This window comes from Colwellia marinimaniae (assembly GCF_002207865.1).
Lineage (GTDB): Bacteria > Pseudomonadota > Gammaproteobacteria > Enterobacterales > Alteromonadaceae > Colwellia > Colwellia marinimaniae.
The window spans coordinates 1-525 of the sequence record NZ_BDQM01000118.1; the positions used below are offsets into that span (position 1 = coordinate 1).

Below are 525 nucleotides of genomic sequence, written 5' to 3' on the forward strand. Positions count from 1 at the left end.
ACATCACCATTAAGGGCAAAACCACCTCGCAGTATCTGGCCTCGGTGGTGATGGGTAACCTGCCGCCGCGCCCGTTTAATATCCGGATGCGCAGGATGACGCCGGACAGCACCACAGACCAGCTGCAGAACAAAACGCTCTGGTCGTCATACACTGAAATCATCGATGTGAAACAGTGCTACCCGAACACGGCACTGGTCGGCGTGCAGGTGGACTCGGAGCAGTTCGGCAGCCAGCAGGTGAGCCGTAATTATCATCTGCGCGGGCGTATTCTGCAGGTGCCGTCGAACTATAACCCGCAGACGCGGCAATACAGCGGTATCTGGGACGGAACGTTTAAACCGGCATACAGCAACAACATGGCCTGGTGTCTGTGGGATATGCTGACCCATCCGCGCTACGGCATGGGGAAACGTCTTGGTGCGGCGGATGTGGATAAATGGGCGCTGTATGTCATCGGCCAGTACTGCGACCAGTCAGTGCCGGACGGCTTTGGCGGCACGGAGCCGCGCATCACCTGTAATG

The 525-nt window shown here is 57.9% G+C and carries 1 protein-coding gene; it reads left to right on the plus strand.

Annotated features, from left to right (window positions below; translation table 11 throughout):
* The coding region (gene gpJ, locus MTCD1_RS18460) for a TipJ family phage tail tip protein (protein WP_143760149.1) at nt 1-525 on the plus strand (525 nt) is incomplete at both ends.